Origin of the sequence: Mesorhizobium caraganae, assembly GCF_016836705.1 — a bacterium.
GTDB classification, from domain to species: Bacteria; Pseudomonadota; Alphaproteobacteria; order Rhizobiales; family Rhizobiaceae; genus Mesorhizobium; species Mesorhizobium caraganae.
In genome coordinates, this window is record NZ_JAFCGY010000019.1 from 61,772 (window position 1) to 88,690 (window position 26,919).

The following is a 26,919-nucleotide window of genomic DNA, read 5'->3' on the forward strand; positions in this document are numbered from 1 at the left end:
AGGCATGGTCAAGACGCCGAAGATGCGACATTCGAAAGGCCGCCGCGAGCCGGTGACCATCGAGCTCGAACCCGGCGCCGTCTCGCGCATCGTCGATGCGGATGCCGCCAAGGCGGATGGCGATGTGGCGGCATCCCCTAGCCCCGACGCGACCGAGACCTCGGCCGATTCGGTCATGCACGAGGAGGCGGCTGCCACGACCGATGCACAGCCGGAGACGCCTGACGAGCCGGTTCATGCTGACCAAGCTGATCTCGAGCCGTGGGAACATTCCGACGCCGCGGCGCAGGCCGCGCCGGAGAGCACCGGTGCCAAGGTGTCCGGCGAGCCGGAAAGGCCTTATCCCGCCGCCTCGGACGCGCCGTCGCACGCCAGGACCTCCGACTACAGTTTCGAGGATGCCTCGCCCAAATCGGGTGAGCCCCAGGAAACACCAAAAGCCGCCGAGGTGAGGAACCAGCCCATGGCCGCGCAGCCGAAGCGTTCCAACGGCATTGCCGCCGGCATCATTGGTGGTGTCATCGCGCTGGCCGCCGCCGGCGGGCTGCAGTTTGCCGGCGTGCTCGGCGCTCCGGGGTCGGGCGGTGGCACGGTCTCCCTCGACGGCGTCAATGGCGAGATCGCCTCGCTGAAGAGCGAAATCGCCGACCTCAGGGAAGCCAGCGGCAGTGGTGCCGCGACGGCCAAGGTGGACGGGCTGTCATCGGCTCTGGATCAGGTGAAGGCCGATGTCGCAGCGCTGAAATCGGCGGTCGAACAAGGCGGCGCCGGCGACAATGCCGGGCTTGCAGCACTTGGCGACAAGGTCAAGCAGATCGAGACGGCGGTCGCGGCCCTCGGCCAGGCCGGCGGCCCGGTCGATCTCGGCCCGCTCAACGAAAAGCTTTCGAGCCTGGACGCCCTGGTGAAATCGGCCGGCGAGGCGGCCAAGGCGCAGGAGGGCCGGCTCGCCGCACTGGAACAGTCGGTGACGCAGCTCTCCGGCAAGGTCGAGTCACAGGCCTCCCAGCCGAAGATCGCTATGGCCATCGCCGCTTCGGCGCTGAAGGCGGCGCTCGACCGCGGCGCGCCATTCGCCGCCGAGCTGGAAACCTTCGCAGCGATCTCGCCCGATGCGCCGCAGATTGCGGCGTTGCGTCCCTATGCCGAGAAGGGCGTCCCGACCCGCACCGAGATCGCTGGCGAGGCCGATGCGGCGGCCAATGCGATGATCGCCGCGGCGACGCCGGTCGACGAAAATGCCGGCTTCTTCCAGAACCTTTTGTCGAGCGCCGAATCGCTGGTCAAGGTGCGTCCGATCGGCGCCGTCGAAGGCGCCGGCGCGCCCGAAACCGTGGCGCGCATGGAGGTGGCGGTCAACCAGGGCGACTACGCCAAGGCGCTAAGCGAGTATGCGACGCTACCGGACGCGGTCAAGGCGGCGGGCGCCGACTTTGCCGGCAAACTGAAGGCGCGCATTGAGGTCGAGACACAGATCGACGCGCTGATTGCAGGCGCGATGAAGGCATGAGGACGACACGATGATCCGCATTCTCACCTTTCTCGCCGCCGTCTTCGCGCTCGGCCTGGGCTTTGCCTGGCTGGCCGACCGTCCCGGCGAGATGGTCGTCACCTTCAACGGCTATCAGTATCAGGTCAGTCTGATGGTGGCGGCGGTTGCGATCGTTGCCGTCGTCGCAGCAGTGATGATCGTCTGGTGGCTGATCAAGGCCCTGTGGAACAGCCCCTATACGATCTCGCGCTATTTCCGCGTGCGCCGCCGCGACCGCGGCTACCAGGCGCTGTCGACCGGCATGATCGCTGCCGGCGCCGGCGATGGCGCGCTGGCGCGCAAGAAGACAAAGGAAGCGGCCAAATTGATCCGCTCCGACCAGGAACCGCTGATCCATCTGCTCGAAGCGCAGGCCTCGCTGCTCGAAGGCGACCATGAGGGCGCGCGCGAGAAATTCGAGGCGATGCTCGACGATCCCGAAATGCGGCTGCTCGGCCTGCGCGGGCTCTATCTCGAAGCCGAGCGGCTGGGCGACCGCAACGCGGCGCGCCACTATGCCGGCCGCGCCGCTGCCGTGGCGCCGCAACTGGCCTGGGCCGCGGAATCGACACTCGAAGACCTGACCGGGCGCGGCGACTGGGACGGCGCGCTGAAGCTGGTCGAGGCGCAGAAGTCGACGCGGCAGATCGAACGCGACGCCGCCAATCGCCGCCGCGCCGTGCTGTTGACCGCCAAGGCGCAGGCGCTGACCGACAGCGATCCCAACGCGGCCAAGACAGCGGCGGTCGAGGCCAACAAGCTGGCGCCCGATTTCGCACCGGCCGCGGTTGCGGCGGCCAATCTTCTGTTCAAGCAGAATGACGTCCGCAAAGGCTCCAAGATACTCGAGGCAGCCTGGAAAGCCGAGCCGCATCCGGAGATCGCCGAGCTCTACACGCATGCAAGGCCGGGCGATGCGGTGGTCGACCGCCTCAACCGGGCGAAAAAGCTGCAGGAGCTGAAGCGCAACAACGCCGAATCGTCGATGACGGTGGCGCGCGCCGCGCTCGACGCGCAGGACTTTTCCACCGCCCGCCGCGAGGCCGAGGCCGCCCTGCGCATGGATCGTCGGGAAGGCGCTTACCTGCTCCTGGCCGATATCGAGGAGGCCGAGACCGGCGACCAGGGCAAGATCCGGCAATTGCTGTCCAAGGCAGTCCGGGCGCCGCGCGATCCGGCCTGGGTTGCCGACGGCGTCGTCTCCGAACGCTGGGCGCCGGTGTCGCCGGTCAGCGGCAAGCTCGACGCCTTCACCTGGCGCGCACCGATGGAACGGCTCGGCCAGCTCATCGACAGCCATGAGGACGTGCCGGCAGCCGAGGTGCCGGTGCTTGCGGCACCGGCCAAGCCGGCAAAGGAAGCCGAGGTGATCGATCATCCGGCCATCGCCAGGACGATCAGCGAGGCGCCGATTGAGCCGAAGTCTGTGATGGGCGACGACCATGTCACGCCGGTCACCGCCGCCGCCTTTGCTGCCGTGCCTTCGGATGCAGAAGCGGTCGAGCCGGCCGAGGAGGTTATCCGGCTGCCCGACGACCCCGGCGTCGACCCTGACGACGAAGCGGAAAAATCACCGCGCCGGTTCCGCCTGTTTTGACCTCTGACCTGATGTGAGCACCATGTTCGAACGCGTCCTGTCCTTTCTGAAAGACCTTCCTTCCGGGGCCGGTGCTCGCGCCAATGCGGACGATCCGCGCGTTGCCGCGTCTGCGCTGCTCTATCATGTGATGAATGCCGACGGCGTGCGCCAGGATGTCGAGTGGGAGCGGTTCAAGCAGGTGTTGGGTGAGAGCTATTCGATCAGCGGCGATGAACTCGATGCGCTGGCTGCCGCCGGCGAGCGCGCCGACAATGAGGCGATCGACCTCTATGCCTTTACCAGCGTCTTGAAACGCCATCTCGATGCTGATGCGCGCAAGGCCTTCATCGGCCTGATGTGGGAGATCGTCTATGCCGACGGCGAACTGCATGAGTTGGAAGACAACACGGTCTGGCGCGTCGCCGAACTGATCGGCGTCGAGCGCCACGACCGCGTCGAGGCGCGCCGCAAGGCGGCCGCCGCCGCGCCTGGGGCCAGCGGAACGTCGAGCGACGAATAGGATCCCAGCTCTCCATGCCGCCAAGACCGAGCTCGAAACCGAAAATCCTGATCGTGCTGCATCAGGAGACTTCGAGCCCCGGCCGGGTCGGCCACATGCTGCTCGAGGAAGGTTTCGATCTCGACATCCGTCGACCGCCGCTCGGCGACGGCCTGCCGGAAACGCTGGACGGGCATGCCGGCGCCGTGGTGTTCGGCGGGCCGATGAGCGCCAATGACGAGGATGAGTTCGTCCGCCGCGAGACCAACTGGCTGAATGTGCCGCTGCGCGAGAACCGGCCCTTCCTCGGCATCTGTCTTGGGGCACAGATGCTGGCCAACCATCTCGGCGGCAAGGTCGAGGGTCATGGTGAAGGACTGGTCGAGATCGGCTGGTATCCGCTGATGCCGACCGAAGCCGGCAAAAAGCTGATGCACTGGCCCGACATGGTCTACCAGTTCCACCGCGAAGGCTTTTCGCTGCCCAGGGATGCGACGCTGCTGGCGACCGCCGAAACCTATCCCAACCAGGCCTTCCGCTATGGCGACAATGCCTGGGGCATCCAGTTCCATGGCGAGCTGACCAGGATGATGATGCAGCGCTGGGTGGTGCGCGGCGCGCATCGTTTCGAACTGCCCGGCGCCCAGCCCGGCCGCGACCATCTCGGCGGCCGGCTGATCTGGGACATGCACCTCAAGCGCTGGCTTAGCGAATTTCTGGGCGTGATCTTCGGCAAGCCTACCGAGGGATAGAGTAAAATCCAATTACTCTGAACGGCCGAACTTGACCCAAGAAGACTTACGTCCGCCGAGGCGTGAAAAGGCGAGCGCAGCCCGCGGGTGCAAACGTTGCGAGGGTTCCGTCGCCTGGGTCGATGGATCGAAAAACTCCGTGGCGCATTTAAGCTTTCGGCTAACAAGCCTCAGGAGAGAACCAATGAAGAAGACGCTGCTCATTTTGAGTCTACTCGTTCCGCTCGCGGCATGCTCCCGCACCGAACAAGGCGCTGCCGTCGGTGGCTTGGGTGGCGCAGCTGTAGGCGCAGCAGTGGCCGGCGACCCGGTGAAGGGGGCGGTTGTTGGCGGGGCGGTCGGAGCGCTAGCCGGGGCGGTCATCGGGCACGCCAGCGAAGCCGGCCAGTGCAGATATCGCGATCAGTACGGTCGAGTGTACGTTGCACGGTGCCCGGACGGCTACTGATCTCAAAGGCGCGTGATCTCTTTAGATCACGCGCCTGCCCGGGGTAGGATAACTGAATGGCATATAGAATCAAAAGACTGCTGGCTTTCTGGTTTGCCGTTGTCAGCGCTGTCGCGATAAACGTCGAACTTACGACCGCGATCTCGGCCGCGCCTGTAGAAGCGAAGACGATTGCCGATCACTTCTCATCGGTAAAGTCCATGTCCGGGGACTTTGTCCAGTCGGGCCCAAGAGCGGAAAGGACCAAAGGGAAATTTTTTCTCCAGCGGCCGGGCAAGATTCGCTTCACCTATGCAGGCCAATCAGGGATCAGCGTAATTGCAGATGGAAAATCCTTGGTGGTCTATAACAAGAAGCTCAAGACATCGCGGCTTTATGCTCTCTCGAAGACGCCGCTTAAGCTGCTCCTCGACAACCAGGTCAACTTTTCCGGCAATCGCCTCAAAAGCATCAGAGACGATGGCGCCCAAGTGATCGTCAAGCTGGCCGACAAGTCGGTCTTCGGCAATTCGAATATCATTATGGTGTTTGACAGGGAGTCGCTCGATCTACGCAGATGGAGCCTCACTGACGAAAGAGGCCTTACCACGACAGTCACAATATCCAACGTGAAGAAGGGCGTTCGCGCTCCTGCGGGTACCTTCACCATCGACTATGCGGCAAACCGTGAATTCAACACCAAATCGAAATAGTCGGCAGCGCGACGAACTGACCGTGGAAGCCGGCGCGTTCAATCAGTTGCGGCTGTTCAGATGCCGCACCCTGCGCAGCTGCGGAAACAGCACCGCCCATAGACCAGCGACGGCAATCGCGCCGACGCCGCCGATCACCACTGCCGGCACGGTGCCGATCAGCGCCGCCATGGTGCCGGCGCGGAATTCGCCGACTTCGTTGGAGGCGCCGACGAAGACCTGGTTGACGGCGTTGACGCGGCCGCGCACCTCGTCCGGGGTCCACAGCTGGATCAGCGTTTCTCTGATATAGACGCTGAACATGTCGGTGGCGCCGAGGCCGGCAAGGGCCAGGATCGACAGCCAGGTGATGGTGGAAACGCCGAACAGCACGGTGAACGCGCCAAAGCCTGCCACGAAGCCGAGCATGATCTTGCCGGCATTGTCGCGCAGCGGGTGCCCGGCCAGCCAGACCGCAACGCAGATGGCGCCGATGCCGGGCGCCGAGCGCAGCAGGCCGAGGCCCCAGGGACCGAGCTCGAGAATATCGCGGGCATAGACCGGCAGCAGCGCCGAGGCGCCGGACAGGAGCACGGCGAAGAGGTCGAGCGAGATGGCGCCGAGCACGATCTTCTCGCTCCAGATGTAGCGGAAGCCGGCAAACAAAGTTTCCATCGTCGGCTTGTCGGTGGCGCTTTGCTGGGCCGGCTTGGGAATGGTGAAGATCAGCAGGCCAGCCACCAGCATCAGCACCGAGGCGACGGCATAAGCGGCTTCGGCGGAGACGCCATAGAGCAGGCCGCCGGCGACCGGGCCGACAATGGTTGCCGTCTGCCAGGCCGACGAGTTCCAGGCGATCGCATTGCCGAAATCCTCCGGCGGCACCAGATTCGCGAACAGCGACGACGAGGCAGGGCCGTAAAAGGCGCGCGCCATGCCGAACAGCGCCAGCACGACGAAGATAGGCAGCGGACTGACGAGGCCGCGCAGCGTGAAATACAACAGAACAAGCGCACAGCCCGCCTCGGTCACGGTCGCCAGCGCCATGATCAGGCGGCGCCCAAAACGGTCGGCGACGACACCGGTGACCAGCACCAGCAACAGCGACGGCAGGAACTGTACGATGCCGACAATGCCGAGATCGAAGGGATTGCGCGTCAAATCATAGATCTGCCAGCCGACGGCGACGGACACGATCATGGTGGCGAAAGTGGTGAGGAAACGCGCCGCCCAATAGCTCAGGAAGGAGCGGTGGCGGAAAGCGGCGTAGCGCTGGTCCGGCGATGTCTGGGAATGGGATGTCATGGATATGGCCCCGTTGCGATGGCACTGGAGCAACGTGCGTCCACTTGGACGCACAAAGCGCGCTCCAGCACTTTAGATTTCGCATCAGTGCTTTTCCGAAAATCGAAACCGATTTTCGGGCCGATGCGATGCCGGCGGGGCACTTCCCAGAGATGGGCGCTGTTCCGGCCAATGAGAAAGTTCGGGGCGCGTATGCGTTATAATCGGGCCTGGATCAAGAGTTTTTCGTTCAATCCGCCCGATTGCACGGCGAAGTTACTGCCTCAGCGCAGCCGAGATGGCGTCGAGGCCGCCTTGCAATTCGGCCTCTTTCGGCCAGCCGAAGCCGATGCGGAAAAACCGCTTCGGCATGTCGAACCAGTGGCCCGGGCCGACATAGGTGCCGTGGCTTTCCAGCAGATTGACGTAGAAACGGTCGAGGTCGAAGTCGGAGCCGACATTCACCCTGGGAAAGCCGACGACGCCCCCTTGCGGCCGCACCCAGTCGACCAGGGGTTCGCGGTCGATCCAGGCCTGGACGATGTCGCGGCGCTTGCCCATTTCGGGCAGCAGTGCGGCCAGGAAGGCGTCGCGGCGCTCCAGCATGCCACGCGCAATGCCTTCGTCGATGACGCTGCCGCAAATGCCGATCTGCTCCTTGGCGGCGAGGAAGCGCTCCTGCAGCTCGGCATCGCTGGTGATCAGCCAGCCGATGCGAATACCGGGAATGCCGAAGGCTTTCGACAGTGACGAGACGCTGATCGCCTTGGGGCTGAGAGAGGCCGCCGCCGGCAGGCGCTGTCCGTAGGTGAGGTCGCGATAGGTCTCGTCGACCAGCAGATGGCAGCCGCTCGCTTCGGCGAGCGCAATCAGCGCATCGAGATCGGCCCGGCCCATCATCGTCCCGGTCGGGTTGTGCGGGCAGGTGACGCTGATCAGCCTGGTGTTCGGTTGCAGTTGGGCCGCGACGCGGCCGACATCGATGGCAAAACCTCTGTCGAAGTCGAGGTCGACACAGGAGATGGCGCAGCCGATCGCCTTCGGGGTCTCGATGTTGGTGGCGTAGTTCGGCCGGACGACGACGAGGTGGTCGCGCTCGGACAAAAGCGAGGTCGAGATGATGAACAGCGCGCCGGCCGCACCGGCCGTGACCAGTATATCGTCGGCGGAGATGCCTTTGTCCTGCGCCGCGATCAGCGCCCGCAGCTCCTTGTCACCACGATGCTCGCCATAGAACAAAGTGAGGTCCGGCAGCGACAGGCCGATGTCGGAGAGTTTTTGATCGGCGATCGAGCTTTCCGAGAGATTGAACCGAATGCGGTCGTAGCCGTATTCCTCCGGCGCCTCTTTCTCGATCACCATTCTGGCGTAGTTCATGGCCGCTCCCCCAAAGTCCTGACATTTCAGAGGTACAAGCCATAAAAGCACGAAGCCTGCCAAGGCTCATTTGCCGGCAGGCTTCTGTTCCAGTCATCCAAACTGTTGGCTCAGCGCCGAGACCCGATGATCAGGCCGGGACTTTGGCCTTGCGACCCTTGGCTTTGGCCGGCGCGGCCGCGTCGGCCTTGCGGCCGAGGCCAATCGACTTGGCCAGCTCGGAGCGCGACGCCGCGTAGTTGGGGGCAACCATCGGATAATCGGCCGGCAGGCCCCATTTGGTGCGGTAGGCTTCCGGCGTCAGGTTGAAATGGACGCCGAGATGGCGCTTCAGCGATTTGAATTTCTTGCCGTCTTCGAGGCAGATGATGTAGTCCGCCGTCACCGACCGCTTGGGATTGACGGCGGGGATTTGCGGCGGCGCCACCGGAGCCGGCGGTTGGCTGAGCCCGCCGATCGATGCCGCAACGCTGGCGATGAGATCGCTCAGGCCGGCAACGGGCAGGCGATTCTTCTCGACGTAAGCGGACACGATATGGGCGGTTAGTTCGAGCAGGTCGATGTCCTTGTCAGAGTCGTTGCTGTCGTCGGCCAATTTATCTCTCCGTCGCTAGGGGGTGGCGGAAACTTCCAGAGCTGTCCCTGCGGAGCCGGAAATCCGCTCTAGTCATTTGTCTTGCCGCATTTGTACGGTTGCGCCAGATGATTCCATCCGGTGCAATCGCTCTAATCGCCAAACCTGCGTAACGCAATGACTTCGTGTCGCGTCACACGTTATTTTGAACAACTATACTGAATCTCAATACTATCAGACGATCAGCGCCCGGTCGCGCCATAGTCGAAAGCCACCCTCGAAGGCGCGCGTATTGTCGCCGCGCCTGGATTTGGCGGGCAATTCATCCAGTCTGTCGACATTGCCGCCGCCGATGACGATGTAGTCCGGCTGCAGGGCCGCACGCAGCCGCTCGACGACGTCGAAGACGTATTTGCGCCATTTCTTCTTGCCGTATTTCTCCAGGCCGCGCTCGCCGATATAGTCCTCGAAACTGCGGCCCTTGCGGTAGGGCAGATGCGCCAGTTCCATTGGCTGGCCGACATTGTCGAGGATCATCGCCGCACCGAGGCCGGTGCCGAGGCCGAGAAACAGCATGCGTCCGCGATCGTAGCTACCAATCGCCTGCAGCAGCGCATCGTTGACGACCTTGACCGGCTTGCCGAAGGCGGCTGCGAAGTCATAGCCATCCCAGCCCTTGCCGAGATTGGCGGGATCGAGCGACGGTTTGTTGTTCCTGACAGGGCCGGGATAACCCATCGAGATCACATCATAGGCCAGCCCTTCGGCCAGCGTCTTCACCGTGGCGACCATCTGCTGCGGCGTCAGGTCCGGTCCGGAATCGGCGCGGCGCGGTTCGCCGCCGGCGCTGGTGAGGATTTTTACATGCGAGCCGCCGACATCGATCGTCAGCACGATCGGTTCGGCCCCGGCCGTCGCGGGCTTGGCTGCCTTGGCCATGTCGTTTCCTCCGCTCACTTGGTCGGATTGATCCAGCCGTTGGGCGGGCCGAAGCTGGCCATGGCGTCGGCCGGGCCCCAGGTCTTCGGCTCATAGATGTGCGGCGGTGTGGTGTCGCCCAGCACCGGGCCGACGATGCGCCAGGCAAGCTCGCTTGCGTCCTGGCGGGTGAACAGCTGGCCATTGCCGTTCATGGCGTCGCCGATCAGCCGCTCATAGGGCGGCATGTCGCCCTTCGAGTCGTCGAGCGCGGTGAGCTCGACCTGCTCGCCGACCATGTCGTCGCCGGCCGCCTTGCGCTGCGCCCCGATCGAGATCGCCACCTGCGGGTCGATGCGGAAGCGGACGTAATTGGCATCGCCCGGCTTGATCGGATCGAAGACGTCGAGCGGCGGCCGCTTCAGCCGCACGATCACTTCGGTGGCGTGCACCGGCATGTTCTTGCCGGTGCGGATGAAGAACGGCACGTCCTGCCAGCGCCATGTGTCGACCATGAAGCGCACCGCGGCAAAGGTCTCGACCGGCGAGTTCGGCTTCACGCCTGGCTCCGCGAGGTAGCCTGTGAACTGGCCGCGCACGACGTCGTCCTTGGTCAGCGTGCGGATGGCGCGCAGCACCTGCACCTTCTCGTCGATCAGGTCGTCGGCGGAGCGGCCGACCGGCGGCTCCATGGCCAGCAGCAAAAGGATGTTGAGCAGATGGTTCTCGATCACGTCGCGGATAGCGCCGACGTCGTCATAGAAGCGGCCACGGCCATCGATGCCGAAATCCTCGGCCATGGTGATCTGCACGCTCTCGACGAAGTTGCGGTTCCAGATCGGCTCGAGGAAGGAATTGGCGAAGCGGAAATAGAGCAGGTTCTGGATCGCTTCCTTGCCGAGATAATGGTCGATGCGGAAGATCGACTGCTCGTCGAACACCAGATGCAGCACCCGGTTCAGCCAGCGCGCCGATTGCAGATCGTGGCCGAACGGCTTTTCCACCATCAGCCGCGCGCCGTGCGCGGTGCCCGACTGCTCCAGGCCCTGGACCACGGTCTCGAACATGGTCGGCGGCACCGCCATGTAGTGCAGCGGCCGCTGCGCCGAGCCGAGCGCGGTCTTCAGCTTCTCGAAGGTTGCCGGGTCGCGATAGTCGCCGCTGACATAGCGCAGCAGGTTGACAAATTTGGCGAAGACTTCTTCGTCGATCTTGCTGACGGCATTGACGATGCCGTCGCGGGCTCGCGCCTGCAACTGCTTGATGTCCCAGGCATCGAAGGCAACGCCGATCACCGGCTCGGTCAGCGTCCCCTTGGCGACCATCTGGTAAAGCGCCGGAAAAATCTTCTTGTGGGCGAGGTCGCCGGTTGCTCCGAAGAGCACCAGCGTGTCGGACCGGTCCTGGCTCATGCGTTCGTCTCCCCTGTCGGCTTCACTTGCCGGCCTTCGGCTTCTCGACATGGCCGCCGAAGGCATAGCGCATGGCCGACAAAAGCTTGTCGGAGAATTCGGATTCGCCTTGCGAGGAGAAGCGGTCGAACAGCGCCGAGGACAGCACCGGCGCCGGCACGCCGGTGTCGATCGCCGCCTTCAGTGTCCAGCGTCCCTCGCCGGAGTCCGAGACGCGGCCGCCGAACTGGGCCAGCCCCGGGTCGCTCTTCAGCGCGCCGGCGGTGAGGTCGAGCAGCCATGAGACGATGACGCTGCCATGGCGCCAGACTTCGGCGACCTGCGGCAGGTCGATGTCGAACTGGTAGTATTGCGGATTTTCCAGCGGGCTGGTCTCGGCATCCGCCGTGCGCTGCCTTTTGCCGGCATTGGCCGATTTCAGGATGTTCATGCCTTCGGCGTAGGCTGCCATGACGCCGTATTCGATGCCGTTGTGGATCATCTTGACGAAATGACCGGCGCCGCTCGGTCCGCAATGCAGATAGCCGAAGGGCGCGGTCCCTGCAGCCTTGTCCGGCGTGGCGCCGGCATCGGCGCCGGGCGCCAGCGTGGCGAAGATCGGATCGAGATGTTTGACCGCAACGTCGGGGCCGCCGATCATCAGGCAGTAGCCGCGCTCCAGGCCCCAGACGCCGCCGCTGGTGCCGACATCGACATAGTGCAGGCCCTTGGCCGCAAGCTCGGCGGCCTGGTCGACCGCGTCGTGGTAGTAGGAGTTGCCGCCGTCGATGATGATGTCGCCGGGCTCCATCAGTGCTGCCACCTGGTCGGCGATCTTGCCGGTGATTGCCGCAGGCAGCATCAGCCAGGCGCTGCGCGGCTTGGACAGCTTGCCGACAAACTCCTCCATCGAGGCGGCGCCGATGGCGCCGTCGGCGACCAGGCCGGCAACGCTTGCCGGGTTGATGTCGTAGACGACGCATTGATGGCCGTCGCGCATCAGGCGGCGCACCATGTTGGCGCCCATCCTGCCCAGTCCCATCATTCCGATCTGCATGGCGTTGTCCTAGTCGCTGGAGGAAAGAAAATTACTGGCGAGTTAGTTTTTCAATGCCGACGGTGAAGTCGACATTCTCCCAACGGTCGCCGTCGGGCCAGAAAAAAGTGAAGATGATCGTGTTACCCGGCGGAATATCGGCCACCGGCAAGTCAGCCAGATGAACGCCCAGAGCGTTTTCGGCTGTGTCGATTTCGTGGATGGTCTGCCAACGGTCGCCGCTCCAGCGGATCAGCGCCGGCTGCAGCAATTCGATGCGTAGGCTCTTGCCGGCCTGCATCGTGCGCAGCTTGTTGTTGAAGCGCCATATCCTGAGCGGCGAACCGGTCTTGCCCTCGATGTAGCGCTTGACGCCTTGCGGCGGCATGTCGAAGACGGCGCCGTCGCGCAGCGAACGCAACAGCTTGATGTGCTCCGAATGCGCCCAAACCAGCGGCATGGCGCTGCCCGATGGCTTGCCCAGCCACAATTCTCGTTCCGGCAAATCGGCGCCGTCCCAGACCTGTTCCGGCAGCAGGCCGCCTTGCCCGGCGGACGCCTCGAATGTCTTGAGCAGGCTCGCCGCCTTGTCCTTGTTTCCGGCGGCCAATTCGTAGTGGGCGCGTTCGCCGGCGAGCAGCGGCCAGGGGCGGCCCTCGCCGGTGCCATCGAAGGGCGCGCCGTCGGCGTGTTCGCCATAGCCGTCGCTGGTGTAGCGATACCAGAGAGGTCCTTGCGGCAGGTCGCAGCGCAATTGCGCGTCGATGATCGTGACTGTGTCGACGATGCGCGGATCATCCGCGGCTCTGAGGCCAAAGCGGACTAGCGCCAGCGCGTCCGGGCTGACGATCGCCTCGGCCGGCTTGTCGGTATCGCCCGGCGGCCGGTTCTTGATCGGCACGAAGCCGTCCTTCGGCGTTGCGGCGCCTGAAGCGTCGACTGGCGCGATGCGGACGTAATAGCCGTCGACGCCGGCCTTCTGGCACTCCGGCGTGCCGCTGACGTAGGTCCAGCGCTCGATCTGCTCGTTCCAGCAGTCGGCGACCTCGCGCAAATAGTTAGCCGGCTCCGCCATGCCCGAGGCTTCGAACAGATCGGCGGCGCCAAGCAGCGCCGATATCTCGACGGCAAGCGTGAACGGACTGTAGCCGGCATCCTCTTCCCAGCGGTCCTGCCCGGTAACGGGGCCGTTGCGCACGACATAGGACGCCGCCTTCTCGATCATCGGCATGAAAGCGGCGAGTTTGGCGCGCGGCAGATGTCCGGCACGGTGCAGCGCATCGGCCAGCAGCAGCGGGAAGGCACATTCGTCCATCTGGATGCCCGGCCAATAGGGCGAGCCGTCAAGCCACACATTCTGCGGCCAGTGGCCGTCCGGCTGCTGGATCGAGCGGAGATAGGTGAGGATCTGCAACGCCTGCGCGGGGTCGCCGGCGGCGAGGAAGCCGCTCGCGGTTTCAACGAGGTCACGCGGCCAGACTAGGTGATAGCCGCCGAGGTCGTCGTCGCCCTTGCTGAAGCCCCACGGGATCGACAGGCTGGCGACGGCAGCACCTGGCCTGGCCAGCGACAGGTGCGTCGCCAGCACCGCGGTGCTGACACGGTAGCTGTTGAGGCCGGATGCATCATGGTGGTCGAGCGGCAGCAAGCCGGCCTGCCATTTCCGCCATTTCGCGACATAGGCCGTTGCCGCCGGCTCAAACCCGCGCTTCAGGCTGGCGGTGGCGTTTTCGGCGGCTTCGTCGGGGGTCGAACCGAAGCCGAGCGCCAGCAGGGCCGTGTTGTTGCCTGAGGAAAAACCGATCTCGCCGGTCAGCGCGACATTGCCGTCCTCGGCTCTTTGGCCGGATAGGCCGAGCCGGCCCTCACGGCTGAGCTGCTGCCAGCCGTCGGAAAAGCCGACATAACCGGCCGAGCAGTCGCCCCAGGGCAGCGACGAGGCGAGCGCCAGGCAGGTGCCGCGCCCGGAGGCGAACAGCATCGGCTTGCCCTTGTGCTCGCCGACCCATGCGGTGTTGCCCATGCCGGCATTGACCAGATGCGGCGCCAGCAGGGCGTAGACGCGGTAGTCGGCGGCATTGCCCTCTAGCGGCGTGAAGCTGGTCTCCTGCAACAGCGCCGGGCGCGCCGGATCGGCCAGGATGCGCTTCTCGATCCGGTAACGGAGGGTGGTGTTGACCAGCCGGTATGCCGGCACGCCGTCCTCGAACGGCGCGATGACGTGGGTGGCGTCGCGCTTCTCCTCGGAGAACCAGCCGCCGGGGCCGGTGACCAGCAGCCCAATGTCGCGCGTGCAGGCGCTGTCGAGGCCGGGATAATAGACCTCGTTGACGATGCCGTGGCTGAGCGTGAACCAGATGCGGCTCGCCGGCGACAGCGCTGCGCCGACGCCGCTCTTGGCGCTCGACGTCCAGCGCGCCGGAATTCCGGGCGCGCCCATTTTTTCGGATGCATTGGGGGCTAGGGTCGGCGGCGTCGCTGCCATGCATGGTCTCCTGGACCCTTCCCTAGACCAGCACATGAAGGCTTTTCAATCATCGCACCTGAAGTTGATCGCCAAAGGGGGGCCGATCGCAGTTGACAAGCGGGCGCATCTGCATTTGTCTGACAATAGATAAAAAACAGGCAGCCAACGCCAAAACCATCAGCAACAGTCGGCGGGGCCGACAATCCATGGGAGGATAATGACATGAAGAAACTGCTCGTCCTGAGCGCGCTTGCGGCAATGCTCGCCTCGGGCACGGCGCTGGCCGACACCAGCGGCAAGAAGATCGCCTTCTCCAACAATTACGCCGGCAATTCGTGGCGCCAGGCGATGCTCGACAGCTACGGCATCGTCACCAAGAAGGCGGTCGATGACAAGATCGTTGGCGCCGCCGACATCTTCACCACCGCCGACAAGGAAGTGCCGACCCAGGCAGCGCAGGTGCAGAACCTGATCCTGCAGGGCTACGACGCCATCGTCATCAACGCAGCCTCGCCGGATGCGCTCAACGGCGCCATCAAGCAGGCATGTGACGCCGGCATCGTCGTCGTCTCTTTCGATGGCATCGTCACCGAACCTTGCGCCTATCGCGTCGTCGTCGACTTCAAGGATATGGGCAAGCAGGAAGTCGAGCAGATGGCCAAGTTCCAGCCCAAGGGCGGCAATCTGCTTGAAATCCGCGGCCTTGCCGGCACTTCGATCGACGACGCCATCCATGCCGGCATCCTCGAAGGCGTCGCCGCGCATCCCGAATTCAAGATCGTCGGCTCGGTGACCGGCGACTGGGACCAGACGACGGCGCAGAAGGCGGTCGCGACGATCCTGCCGTCGCTGCCGGATGTCGTCGGCATCGTCGACCAGGGCGGTGACGGCTATGGCGCCGCGCAAGCCTTCGCCGCCGCCGGCAAGCCGCGCCCGACCATCATCATGGGCAATCGGCAGGACGAGCTGAAATGGTGGAAGGAGCAGAAGGAGAAGGACGGCTACAAGACCTGGTCGGCTTCGATCGCACCAGGTGTGTCGACGCTCGCCTTCTGGGTGGCGCAGCAAGTGCTCGACGGCCGCAAGGATATTCCGCACGATCTCCTGGTGCCGTATCTGGCCTTCACCCAGGACGATTTCGAGGCAGCACTGCCGAAGATCAAGGAGGGTGGCGTCGCCACCCACGAATACACGCAGGAAGAAGCCATCGCGGCGATCAAAGCCAACATCAAGTGATGCAAGTCCGGTTGCCGTCCGCATTGCCAACCGGATATCGTTGAGCATGCTCAAGGCGAATACCGACATCATCAGGCTGAACGGCGCCGAAAAACATTTCGGCGCCGTTCGTGCCCTTAACGGCGTCGACTTTCATGTCGTATCAGGCGAATGCGTCGGGCTGGTCGGCCATAACGGCGCCGGCAAGTCGACGCTGATGCATATGGTGGCCGGCACGCTGCGGCCGGATGGCGGCCAGATCGTGGTGCGCGGCAATGCGGAAATCGACTACTCGGTGGCGCGCGCGCTGAAACTCGGCATACGCTGTGTGTTCCAGGAACTGTCGCTGTGCCCGAACCTCAGCATCGCAGAGAATACGCGCATCAATCATCCAGCGCTGACCGGTCTCGGCTGGCGGCGCAAAGCCGCTAATCTTATCGCCGCCAAGCTCGAAGAAATTTTCCCGCATCACGGCATTTCCGCCGACGACATTGCCGGCGACCTGTCGATCGGCCGGCGGCAGATGGTCGAGGTGGCGCGTGCCTTCACGGTGACGCGCGATCCGCTCGACCTGGTGATCCTCGACGAGCCGACCTCTTCGCTCGACGCACACACGGCCGGCCAACTGCTGGCCTTCGTGCGCCGCTTCGTCGCCGCCGGCGGCAGCTGCATCCTGATCTCGCATGTCTTGGGCGAGGTGCTGCAGAATGCCGATCGCATCGTGGTGATGCGTGATGGCAAGGTCGTTGCCACGGACGCGGCAAAGGCCTTCGACCGCGACCGGCTGGTGGCGACCATGGGCGGCGCGGAAGCACGCGAGAAGATCGCGGCGGAGATCGCCGCCGCCAGGCCGGCGGACAGCCCCATCAGGGTGCGGGCGCGGCCTGCCCGGCAAGAGGACGGCAGGGAGCTTGTCGCTCGCGCCGGCGAAATCATCGGGCTTGCCGGGCTTGCCGGCCATGGCCAGACCGATCTTCTGCTGGCGATCTTCGCCGCCGCTACGCGCAGAAAGACCGGCATCGAGGTGGCCGCGCCGGTGGCGCTGGTGGCCGGTGACCGTCAGTCGGACGGTATCTTTCCGCAATGGTCGATCGCGGAAAATATCGGCATCCGCTCGCTGGCGCGGCTGCGCAACGGGTTGCTGATCTCGCCGCAGCGCGAGGCCGAGCTTGCCGAATTCTGGAAGCAGAAAATCGGCATCCGCACACCCGACATGACCAACAACATCTTTTCGCTGTCGGGCGGCAACCAGCAGAAGGCGCTGTTTGCCCGCGCACTGGGCTCGGATGCTGAGATCGTGCTGATGGACGATCCGATGCGCGGCGTCGACATCGGCACCAAGCTCGAAGTCTACGATCTCGTGCGCGAGGAAGCGGCCAAGGGCCGCACCTTCCTCTGGTACACCACCGAGACAGAAGAGCTCGACAATTGCGATCACGTCCATGTCTTCAAGAATGGCCGCATCGTCGCCAATCTGACGCGCGACGAACTGACGGAGGAAAAGATCATCCAGTCCTCATTCGGCGATGCGGCCTGAGATGACGGCAATCGCTCCCGGTACGACCCCAACTTCCTCGCCGCGCAGCAGTGCCGCGCGGGCCCGACTGCTGCGCAGCTTGTTGCCGGCGCTGTCGCTGGCGCTGGTGCTCATCGCCATTGCCTGGCTCAACCCGCGCGCCATCAGCTATTTCGGCTTCAGCCTGATGCTCAATCTGGCGATCCCGATCGCGCTGGCGACGATCGCGCAGATGTTCGTTATATCAGGCAATGAGCTTGACCTGTCGATCGGCACCTTTGTCGGTTTCGTCGGCTGCGTCACCGCGACATGGCTGAAGGATGCGCCGCTGCTGGGTGTGATTGTGCTCATCGGCGCCATAGGCGTCTATGCGCTGCTCGGTGCGCTGATCCATCTGCGCAACCTGCCGTCGATTGTGGTGACGCTGGGCATGAGCTTCGTCTGGCAAGGGCTGGCCATTCTGGTCCTGCCCAAGCCGGGCGGCAAGGCGCCGGACTGGCTGCTGGCGCTGATGTCCTTCAAGCCGCCCTTCATTCCATTTCCGATCATCGCCGCGCTGGTGATCGCGGCGGTCGTGCATTTCGGCCTGATGCGCACCTCGTATGGCGTCATCCTGCGCGGCTCGGGCGGCAACCCGGCGGCGCTCAGGCGCGCCGGCTGGTCGCTGCTGCGCACCAAGATCGTGCTGTTTGCGCTGACCGGCCTGTTCGGCGTGCTGTCCGGCATGGCGCTGATCGGCATCACCACTTCGGCCGACGCCAATATCGGCAATGGCTACACGCTGCTGGCAATCGCCGGCGTCATTCTCGGCGGCGGCGAATTCGTCGGCGGCCGGGTGTCGCCGATCGGCGCCGTGCTCGGCGCGCTGACGCTGGCGCTGGCCGCATCGCCGCTGCTCACCTTCATGCACATTCCGCCGGATTGGCAGGTCGCCGCCAACGGCGCCATCCTGATCATCGTGCTGGCGGCTCGGGTCCTGATCAGCCGCAGGGAGAGGTAGCGATGACATTTGTGAAATCGCTTGCCGCCAAACCCTGGATCTGGTCCTTCCTCGGCGCGTTGCTGGTCTGGCTGGCGACCATCTCCTTCACCGGCGGCTATGGCGGCGGCGGCATGGTCACGGCAGCACTGTCGCTGGCCGTCTTCACCGTCATCGTCGGCGTCGGCCAGATGTTTGTCATCACGCTCGGGCCAGGCAATGTCGACCTGTCGCTGCCGGCCAATATTGGGCTCGCCAGCGCCGTCGCCATGAAGGTGATGGATGGCAGCGATTCCATGATCGTGGTCGGGCTGCTGGCGGCGCTCGCCTGCGGTGCAGCGATCGGCGCCGTCAATTATCTGCTGATCTGGGCGCTGCGCATTCCGCCGATCATCGCGACGCTGTCGGCGAGCTTCATCATCCAGTCGATCGACATCAGCTATGGGCGCGGCCTGCAGATCAAGCCGCCGCCGGGCTTTGCCGATTTTGCCAACTGGCAGATCCTGGGCATTCCGGTTCTGGCGATCCTTACCGTATTGTTCACCATCGGTGCGGCTATCGCCTTGCAGCGCATGATCTATGGCCGCTCGGTGCTGGCGATCGGCCAGAACATTCGCGCCGCGTGGCTGGCTGGCGTCAATGTTGGCCGCACCCGCTTCCTCACCTACACGCTGTCGGGCGTGCTCGGCGGCATCGACGGTGCGCTGCTCGCCGGTTATTTCCGCGGCGCCAATGTCGATATCGGCAATGAGTACCTGCTGGCCTCGATTGCCGTCGTCGTCATCGGCGGCACTTCTGTCGCCGGTGGCAAGGCCAATGTCCCAGGCGTCTGGGGCGCGGCGCTGTTCCTGGTGCTGCTGTTGACCATGCTCAACACATTCGGCGTCAGCGCCGGCGTTCGTCTGTTGCTGACCGGGCTGATCATCGTCGGTGTCATCACTGTGGCCGGTGGCGAGAAGGCCTCGCGATAAATCGCGCCAAATTTGACCATGTGGACAAAAGTCCGCACCCGTTCCATAGTTCCGCGTCTGATTTCAGAACAGCCGGCTCGACACGGCTGTCAAACAGAGGGGCACTAGATGGAAAACCGGAAAAACAAATCGCAATCGACCGGCCTGTCGCGGCGCGACGTGTTGGAACTCGGCGCACTCGGGCTGGCTGCGGCCATGCTGCCCAGTGTGGCATTCGCCAAGGACAAGAAGCTGAAGGTGGCGGCGATCTTCGCCACGCCGATCGAGGAGCCGTGGGACAACCAGATCCACGTCGCCTTGCAGAAGGCCGAGAAGGAACTCGGCATCGAATACAAATGGTCGGAGAAGGTGCAGACCGCCGATTTCAGCCGCGTCATGCGCGAATATGCGCAAGGCGGCTACCAGCTGGTGCTGGGCGATGCCTTTGCCGCCGAGCGCGAATCGCGCCGCACGGCAAAACAGTTCCCGAAGACCGCCTGGCTGTTCGGCTCCGGCGCCGGCCCGGCCGAACCCAATTTCGGCGTCTTCGACAACTGGATCCATGAGCCGGCCTATCTCTCCGGCATCATCGCCGGCAAGATGTCCAAGTCGGGCACGATCGGCGCCGTCGCGGCGATGGGCATTCCGGAGGTGAACCGGCTGGTCAACGCCTTCTTTGCCGGCGCCAAAGAGGTCAACCCGAACATCAAGAAGAAGGTCGCCTTCATCGGTTCCTTCTTCGACCCGCCCAAGGCCAAGGAAGCGGCGGTCGCCCAGATCGACGCCGGCGTCGATGTCATCTATGCCGAGCGCTTCGGCGTCATCGAGGCGGCGGTGGAGAAGAAGATCCTCGCCATCTCCAACATGTCCGACCAGTCGAGCCTCGGCCCCGACACGGTCATCACCGGCCCCGTCTGGGACATGTATCCGACGGTCGAGCAGGCGATCAAACTGGTCAAGGCCGGTGTCTTCACCGCGCAGGACTATGGCGACTTCTCGCGCATGGCCAAGGGCGGGTCGTTCCTGGCGCCCTATCACAAATTCGACAAGACGCTGCCGGCGGATGTGAAGGATTTGGTCGAGAAGAAGAAGGCCGAGATCCTGGAAGGCAATTTCCGGGTGGATGTGGATGAGAATACGCCGGTCTCGGATTAGAGCCGGCGTACCCTCCCCCTTGAGGGGGTGAGCAGCCGGTTCGCCGCAGGCGAATTCATCGTGCCGGTGGCACGATGAAAGGCCAGCGAACGCCGGGACGCTGCAAAGCAGCGGGGACCCGGCAAGGCTCGCTGATTATCAGCCCGGCCCTTCGCCGGCTCAGGGCGTTCGAAGCTCGAAAAGCCAAGCAATTGGCTTTTCGTGGCCTTCAGCCACCGCTCCTCACCCCCTCGAGGGGGAGGGGTATCAGCGCAGGAGCATCCTTGTCCGCCCCTCTTATCGAAATGCGCGGCATCACCAAGAGCTTCGGCGCCGTCAAGGCGAACGAGGCGGTCGATCTCAGCGTTGCACCCGGCGAAATCCTCGGGCTGCTGGGCGAAAACGGCGCCGGCAAGACGACGTTGATGAACGTGCTGTTCGGCGCCTATGCGCCGGATGCCGGCGAAATACTCATCCAGGGCGAGCCGGTGCGGATCACCAGTTCGGCCGATGCACTGGCCGCCGGCATCGGCATGGTGCATCAGCATTTTCATCTGGCGCCGCGGCTGACGGTTCTGGAAAACCTGCTCATCGGCATATCAGGCAAATCCGGCCGCATCGATCGCACCGGTGGGCTTGCCCGGTTGTCCGACATCAGCCGCCAGCATGGATTGACGCTCGACCCCGATTTGCCGGTGTCGGCGTTGTCGGTCGGCGAACAGCAGCGGCTCGAAATCGTCAAGGCGCTGTTTCGCGGTGCTAAGCTCTTGATCCTCGACGAACCGACGGCGGTGCTGGCTCCGAGCGAGGTCGACGGGTTGTTTTCGGCATTGCGTTCGATGGCGGCGCAAGGCCTGGGCATCATCTTCATCTCGCACAAGCTGAACGAAGTGCGGGCGCTCACCCATCGCTGCACCGTGCTGCGGCATGGCCGCGTCGCCGGCCGCGTTGACGATCCCGCAAACACGACGTCGTCTGAGATGGCACAGCTGATGTGCGGCCACGAAATCGTGCCGCCGGCAAGGGGGCCGTCGACGCCGGGCGCGGAAGTGCTGACGCTTGACGGCATTTCCACCTCACGGCACGCGGGCACGCCGCTGCGCGACATATCGCTGTCGGTGCGAGCCGGCGCAATCCTCGGCATTGCCGGCGTCTCCGGCAATGGCCAGCGGGCGCTGGCCGAAGTGATTTCCGGCACACGGGTGCCTGATGCCGGCGAGATGACGATAGCCGGCAAAGCAGTGACGCGGTTTTCGCCGCGCGAGGTGCAGGCGCTCGGCCTCGGCCGCATCCCGGAAGACCGCATGACGACCGGGCTGGTGACCAATCTGCCGCTCGCCGATTCCATGGTGCTGCCGCGCATCGGCACAGCGGCGTTCAGCAGCAAGGGCCTGCTCAAGCCGGATGCGATCCGCGCCTTCGCGGAAGAACAGATCAAGGCCTATGATATCAGGTGCCCCGGGCCGATGACCCGCGCCGGCGCGCTGTCGGGCGGCAATCTGCAGAAAGCGCTGCTGGCGCGCGAGTTGGCCTTCGACCCCAAGGTTCTGATCGTCTCGCAGCCGACGCGCGGCCTCGATATCGGTGCTGCGCGTTTCATCCACGAAAAGTTCCTCGACATGCGCGCCAAGGGCTGCGGCATCGTCGTCATCGGCGAGGATCTGGAAGAGTTGCTGGTGCTCTGCGACCGCATCGCGGTGATGTATGAGGGCCGCATCGCCGGGACGCTCGACAGCGCTGACGCCACGATCGCACGGCTCGGACTGCTGATGACCGGGGCGGAGGGGAGGGCTTGAACAATGCTGTTGGCTGACTTCCTCGGATATTGCCCACAACATAGTGCTTTGGCCGTCAGCGCTGCCCCTCACCTGCCTGCCGGCATCCTCTCCCCGTATAGAGACGGGGAGAGGGGCGCTCTCATCACGGCTTTCGCCAATCGCCGGCGTTGCAGGAAAAGTGCCGAGGCCGCAAACAGCCCCCTTCTCCCCGTCCCTATACGGGGAGAAGGTGCCGGCAGGCGGATGAGGGGCGGCGCCAACACCGGATACATCGGTGGGACAGCTGCGCTGAGGGTGGAGGGCCGTAGCTGATGTTCCGCTTGGAGGCCCGCACCTCGACCCCTGCCTGGTTCAACCTGGCGCTGCCGATCATCGCCATCGGCGCCACGCTTGTGATCTGCAGCGGCCTGATCGCTCTGGCTGGTGCCGGTGTGCTCGAGGCCTATGGCGTGATGCTGTCGGCCTCGTTCGGCGACAGCTACGCCATCACCGAAACGCTGGTGCGCGCAGCACCCATGATCTTCACCGGGCTGGCGGTCGCGGTGGCCTTCCGGGCCAAATTCTGGAACATCGGCGCGGAAGGCCAATTGCTGGCCGGCGCCGTGGCCAGCTGCTTCGTCGGCGCCATCCCGATGCCGGGGGCGCTCGCAATCCTATTGATGGCGCTGGCGGGCGCTGCTGCCGGTGCCGCTGTCGCGCTGGTGCCAGCGACCCTGCGAGTGAAATTCAAGGTCGATGACGTCGTCAGTTCGCTGCTGCTCAACTCGGTCATCTACTACGCGCTGATGGCGCTGATCGAGGGACCGTGGAAGGACTCCTTCAGCGGCTATCCGATCTCGCCGCCGATCGAGGATTCGGCGAATTTCCCGGTGCTGCTCGAAGGCACCAGGCTGCACCTCGGCGTCATTGCTGCGCTGATCACGGCACCCCTGATCGGGTTCCTGATCGTGCGCACCACGCTCGGCTTCCGCATCCGGGTCACAGGCGAAAGCCCGGAGGCCGCCCGCTATGGCGGCATCAATGTCGAGCGCGTGTTGCTCTCGACGGCGCTGCTGTCGGGCGCGCTGGCCGGGCTCGCCGGCGTCGGCGAGGTCGGCGGCGTGCATTTCCAGGTGATGAGCGACATCTCACCGGGCTACGGCTATTCCGGCATCGTCGTCGCCATGCTGGCCAGGCTCAATCCGCTCGGCGTCGTGCCGGCGGCGATCTTCCTCGCCGCCGTGATGACCGGGGCCGAGGCGATGTCGCGCGCCACCGGCGTTCCGGCCTTCCTCAGCGACGTCATCCAGGGAACGGCGCTGCTTGCCATGTTGGTGGCGCTGCTCTTCACGGCCTACCGTATCCGCCGTGTGGGGGCACCCGCATGAGCGCGGTGTTCGAACAGATTTTTCAGGTCGGATTCCTCGCTGCCATCATCCGTATCGCCACGCCCCTGGCTTTCGCGACGCTCGGCGAAATGTTTTCCGAGCGCGCCGGCGTGCTCAATCTTGGCATCGAAGGCATCATGCTCTTGTCGGCGATGACCGGCTTCACCGCCGCCAGCCTCAGCGGCAACCTGTGGCTCGGCGTGCTGGCGGCTGTATTGACCGGCATGCTGATGGGGGCGCTGCATGCGCTGTTCACAGTGGCGCTCGGCCTCAGCCAGCATGTCTGCGGCATCGGCGTGACCTTGTTCTCGTCGGGTCTTGCCTATTTCCTCTACCGGCTGATCTTCGGCCAGCAATCGGTGCCGCCGAGCATCAAGGGTTTTCAGACCCTGCCGATCCCGATCCTCTCCGACATTCCCGTTCTGGGCCCGGCGGTGTTCAACCAGTTTGCGCTGGTCTACATGGCGATCATCGCCATCCCGCTCGCCGCCTTCATACTCTACCGCACGCCCTGGGGCCTGTCTGTGCGCATGGTCGGGGAAAACCCGCGCGCTGCCGATTCCGCCGGGGTCAGCGTCATTGCCACGCGCTTCCAGGCGGTCATCCTCGGCGGCGCGCTGATGGGGCTCGCCGGTGCCTTCCTCACCATGGCCCAGTTCAACGCCTTCACCTTCGGCGTCGTCTCCGGACGTGGCTGGGTGGCGATCGCGCTGGTCGTGTTCGGCCGCTGGGACCCGTGGCGCTCGGCGGGCGCGGCGCTACTGTTCGCCTTCGTCGATGCCTTGCAACTGCGCATGCAGGCGAGCGGGCTCGGGCATATCCCTTACGAAGCGTTCCTGATGCTGCCGTTCATCTTCACCATCGTGGCGATGGCCGTGATGTCGCGCAATGCGGTGGCGCCGTCAGCGCTGCTGAAGCCGTTTCGACGGGAAGAGCGGTAGGCGGGCTTGGCATCCTTTCCTCTCCACCCGATCGACGGGGGAGAGGAAGGGCGCCAAGCTTGTCCCTGGGACGAAGAAGCTGGACCTTGGGACGCCTCACATCGCGGTAAAGCCGTTGTCGACGAACAGATGCGTACCGTTGACGAAGCTGGATTCGTCGCTGGCCAGATACAGCGCGGCCTTTGCGACCTCTTCCGGCTCACCGATGCGACCCTGCTGCGCGGCAAGCGCTGCGTCTGAAACATCTACGCCGAGCTTGCCGAGATCGGCAACCTCGCGCAGGCCGTGCGGGGTGCGGATGAAGCCGGGACAGACGGCGTTGCAACGGATGTTGCGGTCGCGGAACTCGACCGCAATCGCCCGCGCGAACATGTGGCAAGCGCCTTTTGTGGTGTCGTAGAGCACCTCCATCGGTGTGGCCGCCACCGCCGAGATCGACGAGGTGCAGACGATCGAGCCGCCACCGGCCGCGATCATGCCGGGCAGCACGGCGCGGGTCATCAGGAACATGGAGCGGACATTGACGGCATGCAGCCAGTCCCACTCCTGCACCGTCGTTTCCAGGAACGGTTTTATCACGATGGTGCCGGCATGGTTGAACAGCACGGTGGCCGGGCCGAGCTTGACCGTCGCCGCTTTCACCGCCGCCTCGACTTGCGCTTCATCAGAGACATCGGCGACGAAATGCTCGGCGACATGCCCCCGCGCCCGGATCGCCGCCGCGGTTGCGGCCGCCGCCTCGCCGTTGCGGTCGATGATCGCCACTTTGGCGCCTTCGGCCGCGAACAATTCCGACGCCGCTCCGCCCATTCCCGTTGCGCCTCCCGAGATGATGGCGACCTTGCCAGCCAGTCTTGCACCCATGTTTTGTTCCCCATCCCCTGATTGAAATCGTCCGCTTTTACGCGGGAAGGGCGATGCTATCCTCGAAGTGAAGGCCGGCCAAGCTGGTTGGTCGCTTGCCGCGAATCGCGGCCTCCCAGCAATCTCAGACCAATTCACATGGAAATTTGAGAAAATTGTTCTGCGGGTAGTCAAAAAATAGCAATCGACAAAGTCTACTGATTTTATAGATTAATGGCCAAGACGGAGGTCGATATGTCCTATATCCAGAACGCCGAGACGGACCGCAGCAGTCAGAGGCCGGCCAATGCCCAGGCTTTCCGCCCCGCCTATGCAGGCGCCTTCGCCTATCTCGTCTTTGCCCTTGCGTTCGCGTTCACCGGGGCAGTTGTGCTCGGCCTGATTCCCTGACCCGTTCAGGCCGAAAGGGTGGTGACCCAAAGCAATTCCAGGAAAAGTGTGAAGCGGTTTTCCCTCCGGAATTGCGAGAAACAAAGAGATAGAGCGGTTCGCCGTGGCGAAACGCTCTAGCGCCTTCAGGTAACCGGAGTTGATGAACCGAACGCGGATGCGCTTTGGCGCGGACCGCTTTGTATTTTGCATGTCGCTGCCCCAAACCCGGAGGCCACGTTTGAGCGGCATGCATCCAACGTGATGGAGGAGATGGCGATGCCGATCGAGTTCACGCATGTTCCCGGTAAAACACAGGCCGCCGACGCCGGTTCGGCCGTGCCTTTCTTCTATGATTTCGTCGAGACGGCGACAAAGCTGTCGCTGATCGAGGATTCTGGCTTCCAGAAGATCGTCGTCGATGATCAAGCCGGGCTGTTGACCAATATGGACATTGCAGCCCAGGCGCTCGACCGCACCTCGTCGCTGGAAGTGGTGCTGACGCATTGGGCCGGCGTGGTCGCGCCCGCGGTTGCGGCCAGGCAACTGGCGGCGCTCGACGCCAGGAGCGGCGGCAGGCTGTCGGTGAGGATGCTGAGCGAGCCGCTGGATGACGACGATGCCGAAACGCGCCCGGTCGGCCACACCGTGGTCTGGCAGCGCATCGATGAATATCTGGTGCTGTTGAAGCGGCTGTGGTCGAACGACAAGCCCTTCGACCATGAAGGCGCCTTCTACAGCATCAAGGGCGGCTATGTGCCGCGCAAAGGGCCGCATGGCGCCGACATCACCGTCCGCATGGGTGGCCAATCGGGCACCGCGCTCCGGGTCGCCGGACGGCATGCCAACGTCCTTGAGCTGGCGGCTGGTTCGCTGGACGAGATCCGCCAGCTAATGGAGCGGGCACGCGCCGCCGCCGCCGAACATGGCCGCGCCGGCAAACTGCGTTTTGCGCTTCCAGTCCGCATTCGTGCCGAAGGCGGAGTCTCCGGTGCCCACAAGGCAGTCGAGCTTTCGGGACCGCCAGCGCACATCGCTTTGTCGCTGCTGCCCTACGCGGCGCTGGGCATCAGTGAATTCATGATCGTTGGGGTCGACAGGCCGCGCGAGATCGCCAGCGTCGGCCGTGAGACGATAGCGCTCCTGCGTAATTCGCTGGCGCGCCGCGAGGCCGAGGCGCCGCAGCCTGGGGCGTTTGTAGCGCGGGCTGGGGCGGAGGTTCGCGCCGCAGGGTAAGTTCCGCCGGCGCTTGTTGAAAGCACGGAAGTAGCGATCCTTC

At 64.4% G+C, this 26,919-nt stretch carries 24 protein-coding genes; 16 read left to right on the forward strand and 8 right to left on the reverse strand.

Annotated elements, in window-relative coordinates; all coding sequences use genetic code 11:
• The first annotated feature begins 4 nt into the window (after positions 1–4).
• The 6 genes from JQK88_RS25145 to JQK88_RS25170 all read left to right on the forward strand — a co-directional run bounded on the left by JQK88_RS25145 (position 5) and on the right by JQK88_RS25170 (position 5,501).
• Positions 5–1,510 carry a COG4223 family protein gene (locus JQK88_RS25145; RefSeq protein WP_203279743.1) on the forward strand — a complete coding sequence of 502 codons (1,506 nt, stop codon included), beginning with the start codon at positions 5–7 and terminating at the stop codon, positions 1,508–1,510.
• A gap of 10 nt (positions 1,511–1,520) precedes the next feature.
• Positions 1,521–3,128 carry a heme biosynthesis protein HemY gene (locus JQK88_RS25150; protein WP_203279744.1) on the forward strand — a complete coding sequence of 536 codons (1,608 nt, stop codon included), beginning with the start codon at positions 1,521–1,523 and terminating at the stop codon, positions 3,126–3,128.
• A 22-nt stretch (positions 3,129–3,150) separates the two neighbouring features.
• On the forward strand, positions 3,151–3,630 hold the full coding sequence (locus tag JQK88_RS25155; RefSeq protein WP_203279746.1) for a tellurite resistance TerB family protein: 480 nt from the start codon (positions 3,151–3,153) through the stop codon (positions 3,628–3,630).
• Positions 3,631–3,644: 14 nt separating this feature from the next.
• Positions 3,645–4,361, forward strand: coding sequence for a glutamine amidotransferase (locus JQK88_RS25160; protein WP_203279748.1), 717 nt, complete (start codon positions 3,645–3,647; stop codon positions 4,359–4,361).
• 184 nt (positions 4,362–4,545) lie between these two features.
• Positions 4,546–4,809: a YMGG-like glycine zipper-containing protein gene (locus JQK88_RS25165; RefSeq protein WP_112561248.1), complete on the forward strand. Its 264-nt coding sequence runs from the start codon at positions 4,546–4,548 to the stop codon at positions 4,807–4,809.
• 56 nt (positions 4,810–4,865) lie between these two features.
• On the forward strand, positions 4,866–5,501 hold the full coding sequence (locus JQK88_RS25170) for a LolA family protein (protein ID WP_192254795.1): 636 nt from the start codon (positions 4,866–4,868) through the stop codon (positions 5,499–5,501).
• A gap of 42 nt (positions 5,502–5,543) precedes the next feature.
• Here JQK88_RS25170 and JQK88_RS25175 read toward each other — a convergent pair whose 3' ends face one another.
• The 7 genes from JQK88_RS25175 to JQK88_RS25205 form a co-directional block, all read right to left on the reverse strand.
• A complete protein-coding gene (locus tag JQK88_RS25175) occupies positions 5,544–6,785 on the reverse strand; it encodes an MFS transporter (protein WP_192254797.1) in 1,242 nt (413 codons plus the stop codon).
• 255 nt (positions 6,786–7,040) lie between these two features.
• A complete protein-coding gene (locus JQK88_RS25180; RefSeq protein ID WP_203279750.1) occupies positions 7,041–8,141 on the reverse strand; it encodes an aminotransferase class I/II-fold pyridoxal phosphate-dependent enzyme in 1,101 nt (366 codons plus the stop codon).
• 130 nt (positions 8,142–8,271) lie between these two features.
• Positions 8,272–8,736, reverse strand: coding sequence for a Ros/MucR family transcriptional regulator (locus tag JQK88_RS25185; RefSeq protein WP_203279759.1), 465 nt, complete (start codon positions 8,734–8,736; stop codon positions 8,272–8,274).
• 213 nt (positions 8,737–8,949) lie between these two features.
• A complete protein-coding gene (locus tag JQK88_RS25190) occupies positions 8,950–9,654 on the reverse strand; it encodes an ROK family protein (protein ID WP_203279768.1) in 705 nt (234 codons plus the stop codon).
• 14 nt (positions 9,655–9,668) lie between these two features.
• Positions 9,669–11,045 (reverse strand): glucose-6-phosphate dehydrogenase, encoded by a 1,377-nt coding sequence (zwf, locus tag JQK88_RS25195; RefSeq protein ID WP_203279770.1) that lies wholly within the window; start codon positions 11,043–11,045, stop codon positions 9,669–9,671.
• 22 nt (positions 11,046–11,067) lie between these two features.
• On the reverse strand, positions 11,068–12,081 hold the full coding sequence (gene gnd / locus JQK88_RS25200; protein WP_203279772.1) for a phosphogluconate dehydrogenase (NAD(+)-dependent, decarboxylating): 1,014 nt from the start codon (positions 12,079–12,081) through the stop codon (positions 11,068–11,070).
• A gap of 31 nt (positions 12,082–12,112) precedes the next feature.
• On the reverse strand, positions 12,113–14,545 hold the full coding sequence (locus JQK88_RS25205) for a glucan 1,4-alpha-glucosidase (RefSeq protein ID WP_203279774.1): 2,433 nt from the start codon (positions 14,543–14,545) through the stop codon (positions 12,113–12,115).
• A 204-nt stretch (positions 14,546–14,749) separates the two neighbouring features.
• On the opposite strand from JQK88_RS25205, the gene JQK88_RS25210 reads away from it, so the two are divergent.
• From JQK88_RS25210 to JQK88_RS25245, 8 genes are all read left to right on the forward strand, one after another.
• Positions 14,750–15,763: an ABC transporter substrate-binding protein gene (locus tag JQK88_RS25210; RefSeq protein ID WP_203279775.1), complete on the forward strand. Its 1,014-nt coding sequence runs from the start codon at positions 14,750–14,752 to the stop codon at positions 15,761–15,763.
• Positions 15,764–15,809: 46 nt separating this feature from the next.
• Complete coding sequence (locus JQK88_RS25215; protein ID WP_203279777.1) at positions 15,810–17,279, forward strand: sugar ABC transporter ATP-binding protein; 1,470 nt, start codon at positions 15,810–15,812, stop codon at positions 17,277–17,279.
• 1 nt (position 17,280) lies between these two features.
• The gene (locus tag JQK88_RS25220; protein WP_203279779.1) at positions 17,281–18,258 is read left to right on the forward strand and encodes an ABC transporter permease; all 978 of its coding nucleotides are present in this window, start codon (positions 17,281–17,283) and stop codon (positions 18,256–18,258) included.
• A 2-nt stretch (positions 18,259–18,260) separates the two neighbouring features.
• Positions 18,261–19,208: an ABC transporter permease gene (locus tag JQK88_RS25225; protein WP_203279781.1), complete on the forward strand. Its 948-nt coding sequence runs from the start codon at positions 18,261–18,263 to the stop codon at positions 19,206–19,208.
• A 108-nt stretch (positions 19,209–19,316) separates the two neighbouring features.
• On the forward strand, positions 19,317–20,342 hold the full coding sequence (locus JQK88_RS25230) for a BMP family protein (RefSeq protein ID WP_203279783.1): 1,026 nt from the start codon (positions 19,317–19,319) through the stop codon (positions 20,340–20,342).
• A gap of 263 nt (positions 20,343–20,605) precedes the next feature.
• Positions 20,606–22,117 (forward strand): ABC transporter ATP-binding protein, encoded by a 1,512-nt coding sequence (locus tag JQK88_RS25235; RefSeq protein ID WP_203279785.1) that lies wholly within the window; start codon positions 20,606–20,608, stop codon positions 22,115–22,117.
• Positions 22,118–22,410: 293 nt separating this feature from the next.
• The gene (locus JQK88_RS25240; protein ID WP_203279786.1) at positions 22,411–23,466 is read left to right on the forward strand and encodes an ABC transporter permease; all 1,056 of its coding nucleotides are present in this window, start codon (positions 22,411–22,413) and stop codon (positions 23,464–23,466) included.
• Positions 23,463–24,407, forward strand: coding sequence for an ABC transporter permease (locus JQK88_RS25245; protein ID WP_203279788.1), 945 nt, complete (start codon positions 23,463–23,465; stop codon positions 24,405–24,407). Before JQK88_RS25240 ends, JQK88_RS25245 begins: the two co-directional genes overlap by 4 nt.
• A gap of 96 nt (positions 24,408–24,503) precedes the next feature.
• Here the strand turns inward: JQK88_RS25245 and JQK88_RS25250 are convergent, their stop codons facing one another.
• Positions 24,504–25,271 carry an SDR family NAD(P)-dependent oxidoreductase gene (locus JQK88_RS25250; RefSeq protein WP_203279789.1) on the reverse strand — a complete coding sequence of 256 codons (768 nt, stop codon included), beginning with the start codon at positions 25,269–25,271 and terminating at the stop codon, positions 24,504–24,506.
• Positions 25,272–25,505: 234 nt separating this feature from the next.
• On the opposite strand from JQK88_RS25250, the gene JQK88_RS25255 reads away from it, so the two are divergent.
• The gene (locus tag JQK88_RS25255; RefSeq protein ID WP_192254829.1) at positions 25,506–25,661 is read left to right on the forward strand and encodes a hypothetical protein; all 156 of its coding nucleotides are present in this window, start codon (positions 25,506–25,508) and stop codon (positions 25,659–25,661) included.
• A 258-nt stretch (positions 25,662–25,919) separates the two neighbouring features.
• Positions 25,920–26,876 (forward strand): LLM class flavin-dependent oxidoreductase, encoded by a 957-nt coding sequence (locus JQK88_RS25260; RefSeq protein WP_203279790.1) that lies wholly within the window; start codon positions 25,920–25,922, stop codon positions 26,874–26,876.
• Positions 26,877–26,919 lie beyond the last annotated feature (43 nt).

Coding starts and splice junctions, on each gene's coding strand:
- JQK88_RS25230 (WP_203279783.1), top strand. CDS start 19,317: ATGGAAAACCGGAAAAACAAATCGCAATCGACCGGCCTGTCGCGGCGC.
- JQK88_RS25205 (WP_203279774.1), bottom strand. CDS start 14,545: ATGGCAGCGACGCCGCCGACCCTAGCCCCCAATGCATCCGAAAAAATG.
- JQK88_RS25155 (WP_203279746.1), top strand. CDS start 3,151: ATGTTCGAACGCGTCCTGTCCTTTCTGAAAGACCTTCCTTCCGGGGCC.
- zwf (WP_203279770.1), bottom strand. CDS start 11,045: ATGAGCCAGGACCGGTCCGACACGCTGGTGCTCTTCGGAGCAACCGGC.
- JQK88_RS25240 (WP_203279786.1), top strand. CDS start 22,411: ATGTTCCGCTTGGAGGCCCGCACCTCGACCCCTGCCTGGTTCAACCTG.
- JQK88_RS25215 (WP_203279777.1), top strand. CDS start 15,810: ATGCTCAAGGCGAATACCGACATCATCAGGCTGAACGGCGCCGAAAAA.
- JQK88_RS25225 (WP_203279781.1), top strand. CDS start 18,261: ATGACATTTGTGAAATCGCTTGCCGCCAAACCCTGGATCTGGTCCTTC.
- JQK88_RS25180 (WP_203279750.1), bottom strand. CDS start 8,141: ATGAACTACGCCAGAATGGTGATCGAGAAAGAGGCGCCGGAGGAATAC.
- JQK88_RS25245 (WP_203279788.1), top strand. CDS start 23,463: ATGAGCGCGGTGTTCGAACAGATTTTTCAGGTCGGATTCCTCGCTGCC.
- JQK88_RS25250 (WP_203279789.1), bottom strand. CDS start 25,271: ATGGGTGCAAGACTGGCTGGCAAGGTCGCCATCATCTCGGGAGGCGCA.
- JQK88_RS25255 (WP_192254829.1), top strand. CDS start 25,506: ATGTCCTATATCCAGAACGCCGAGACGGACCGCAGCAGTCAGAGGCCG.
- JQK88_RS25145 (WP_203279743.1), top strand. CDS start 5: ATGGTCAAGACGCCGAAGATGCGACATTCGAAAGGCCGCCGCGAGCCG.
- JQK88_RS25220 (WP_203279779.1), top strand. CDS start 17,281: ATGACGGCAATCGCTCCCGGTACGACCCCAACTTCCTCGCCGCGCAGC.
- JQK88_RS25260 (WP_203279790.1), top strand. CDS start 25,920: ATGCCGATCGAGTTCACGCATGTTCCCGGTAAAACACAGGCCGCCGAC.
- gnd (WP_203279772.1), bottom strand. CDS start 12,081: ATGCAGATCGGAATGATGGGACTGGGCAGGATGGGCGCCAACATGGTG.
- JQK88_RS25175 (WP_192254797.1), bottom strand. CDS start 6,785: ATGACATCCCATTCCCAGACATCGCCGGACCAGCGCTACGCCGCTTTC.
- JQK88_RS25165 (WP_112561248.1), top strand. CDS start 4,546: ATGAAGAAGACGCTGCTCATTTTGAGTCTACTCGTTCCGCTCGCGGCA.
- JQK88_RS25170 (WP_192254795.1), top strand. CDS start 4,866: ATGGCATATAGAATCAAAAGACTGCTGGCTTTCTGGTTTGCCGTTGTC.
- JQK88_RS25210 (WP_203279775.1), top strand. CDS start 14,750: ATGAAGAAACTGCTCGTCCTGAGCGCGCTTGCGGCAATGCTCGCCTCG.
- JQK88_RS25190 (WP_203279768.1), bottom strand. CDS start 9,654: ATGGCCAAGGCAGCCAAGCCCGCGACGGCCGGGGCCGAACCGATCGTG.
- JQK88_RS25150 (WP_203279744.1), top strand. CDS start 1,521: ATGATCCGCATTCTCACCTTTCTCGCCGCCGTCTTCGCGCTCGGCCTG.
- JQK88_RS25160 (WP_203279748.1), top strand. CDS start 3,645: ATGCCGCCAAGACCGAGCTCGAAACCGAAAATCCTGATCGTGCTGCAT.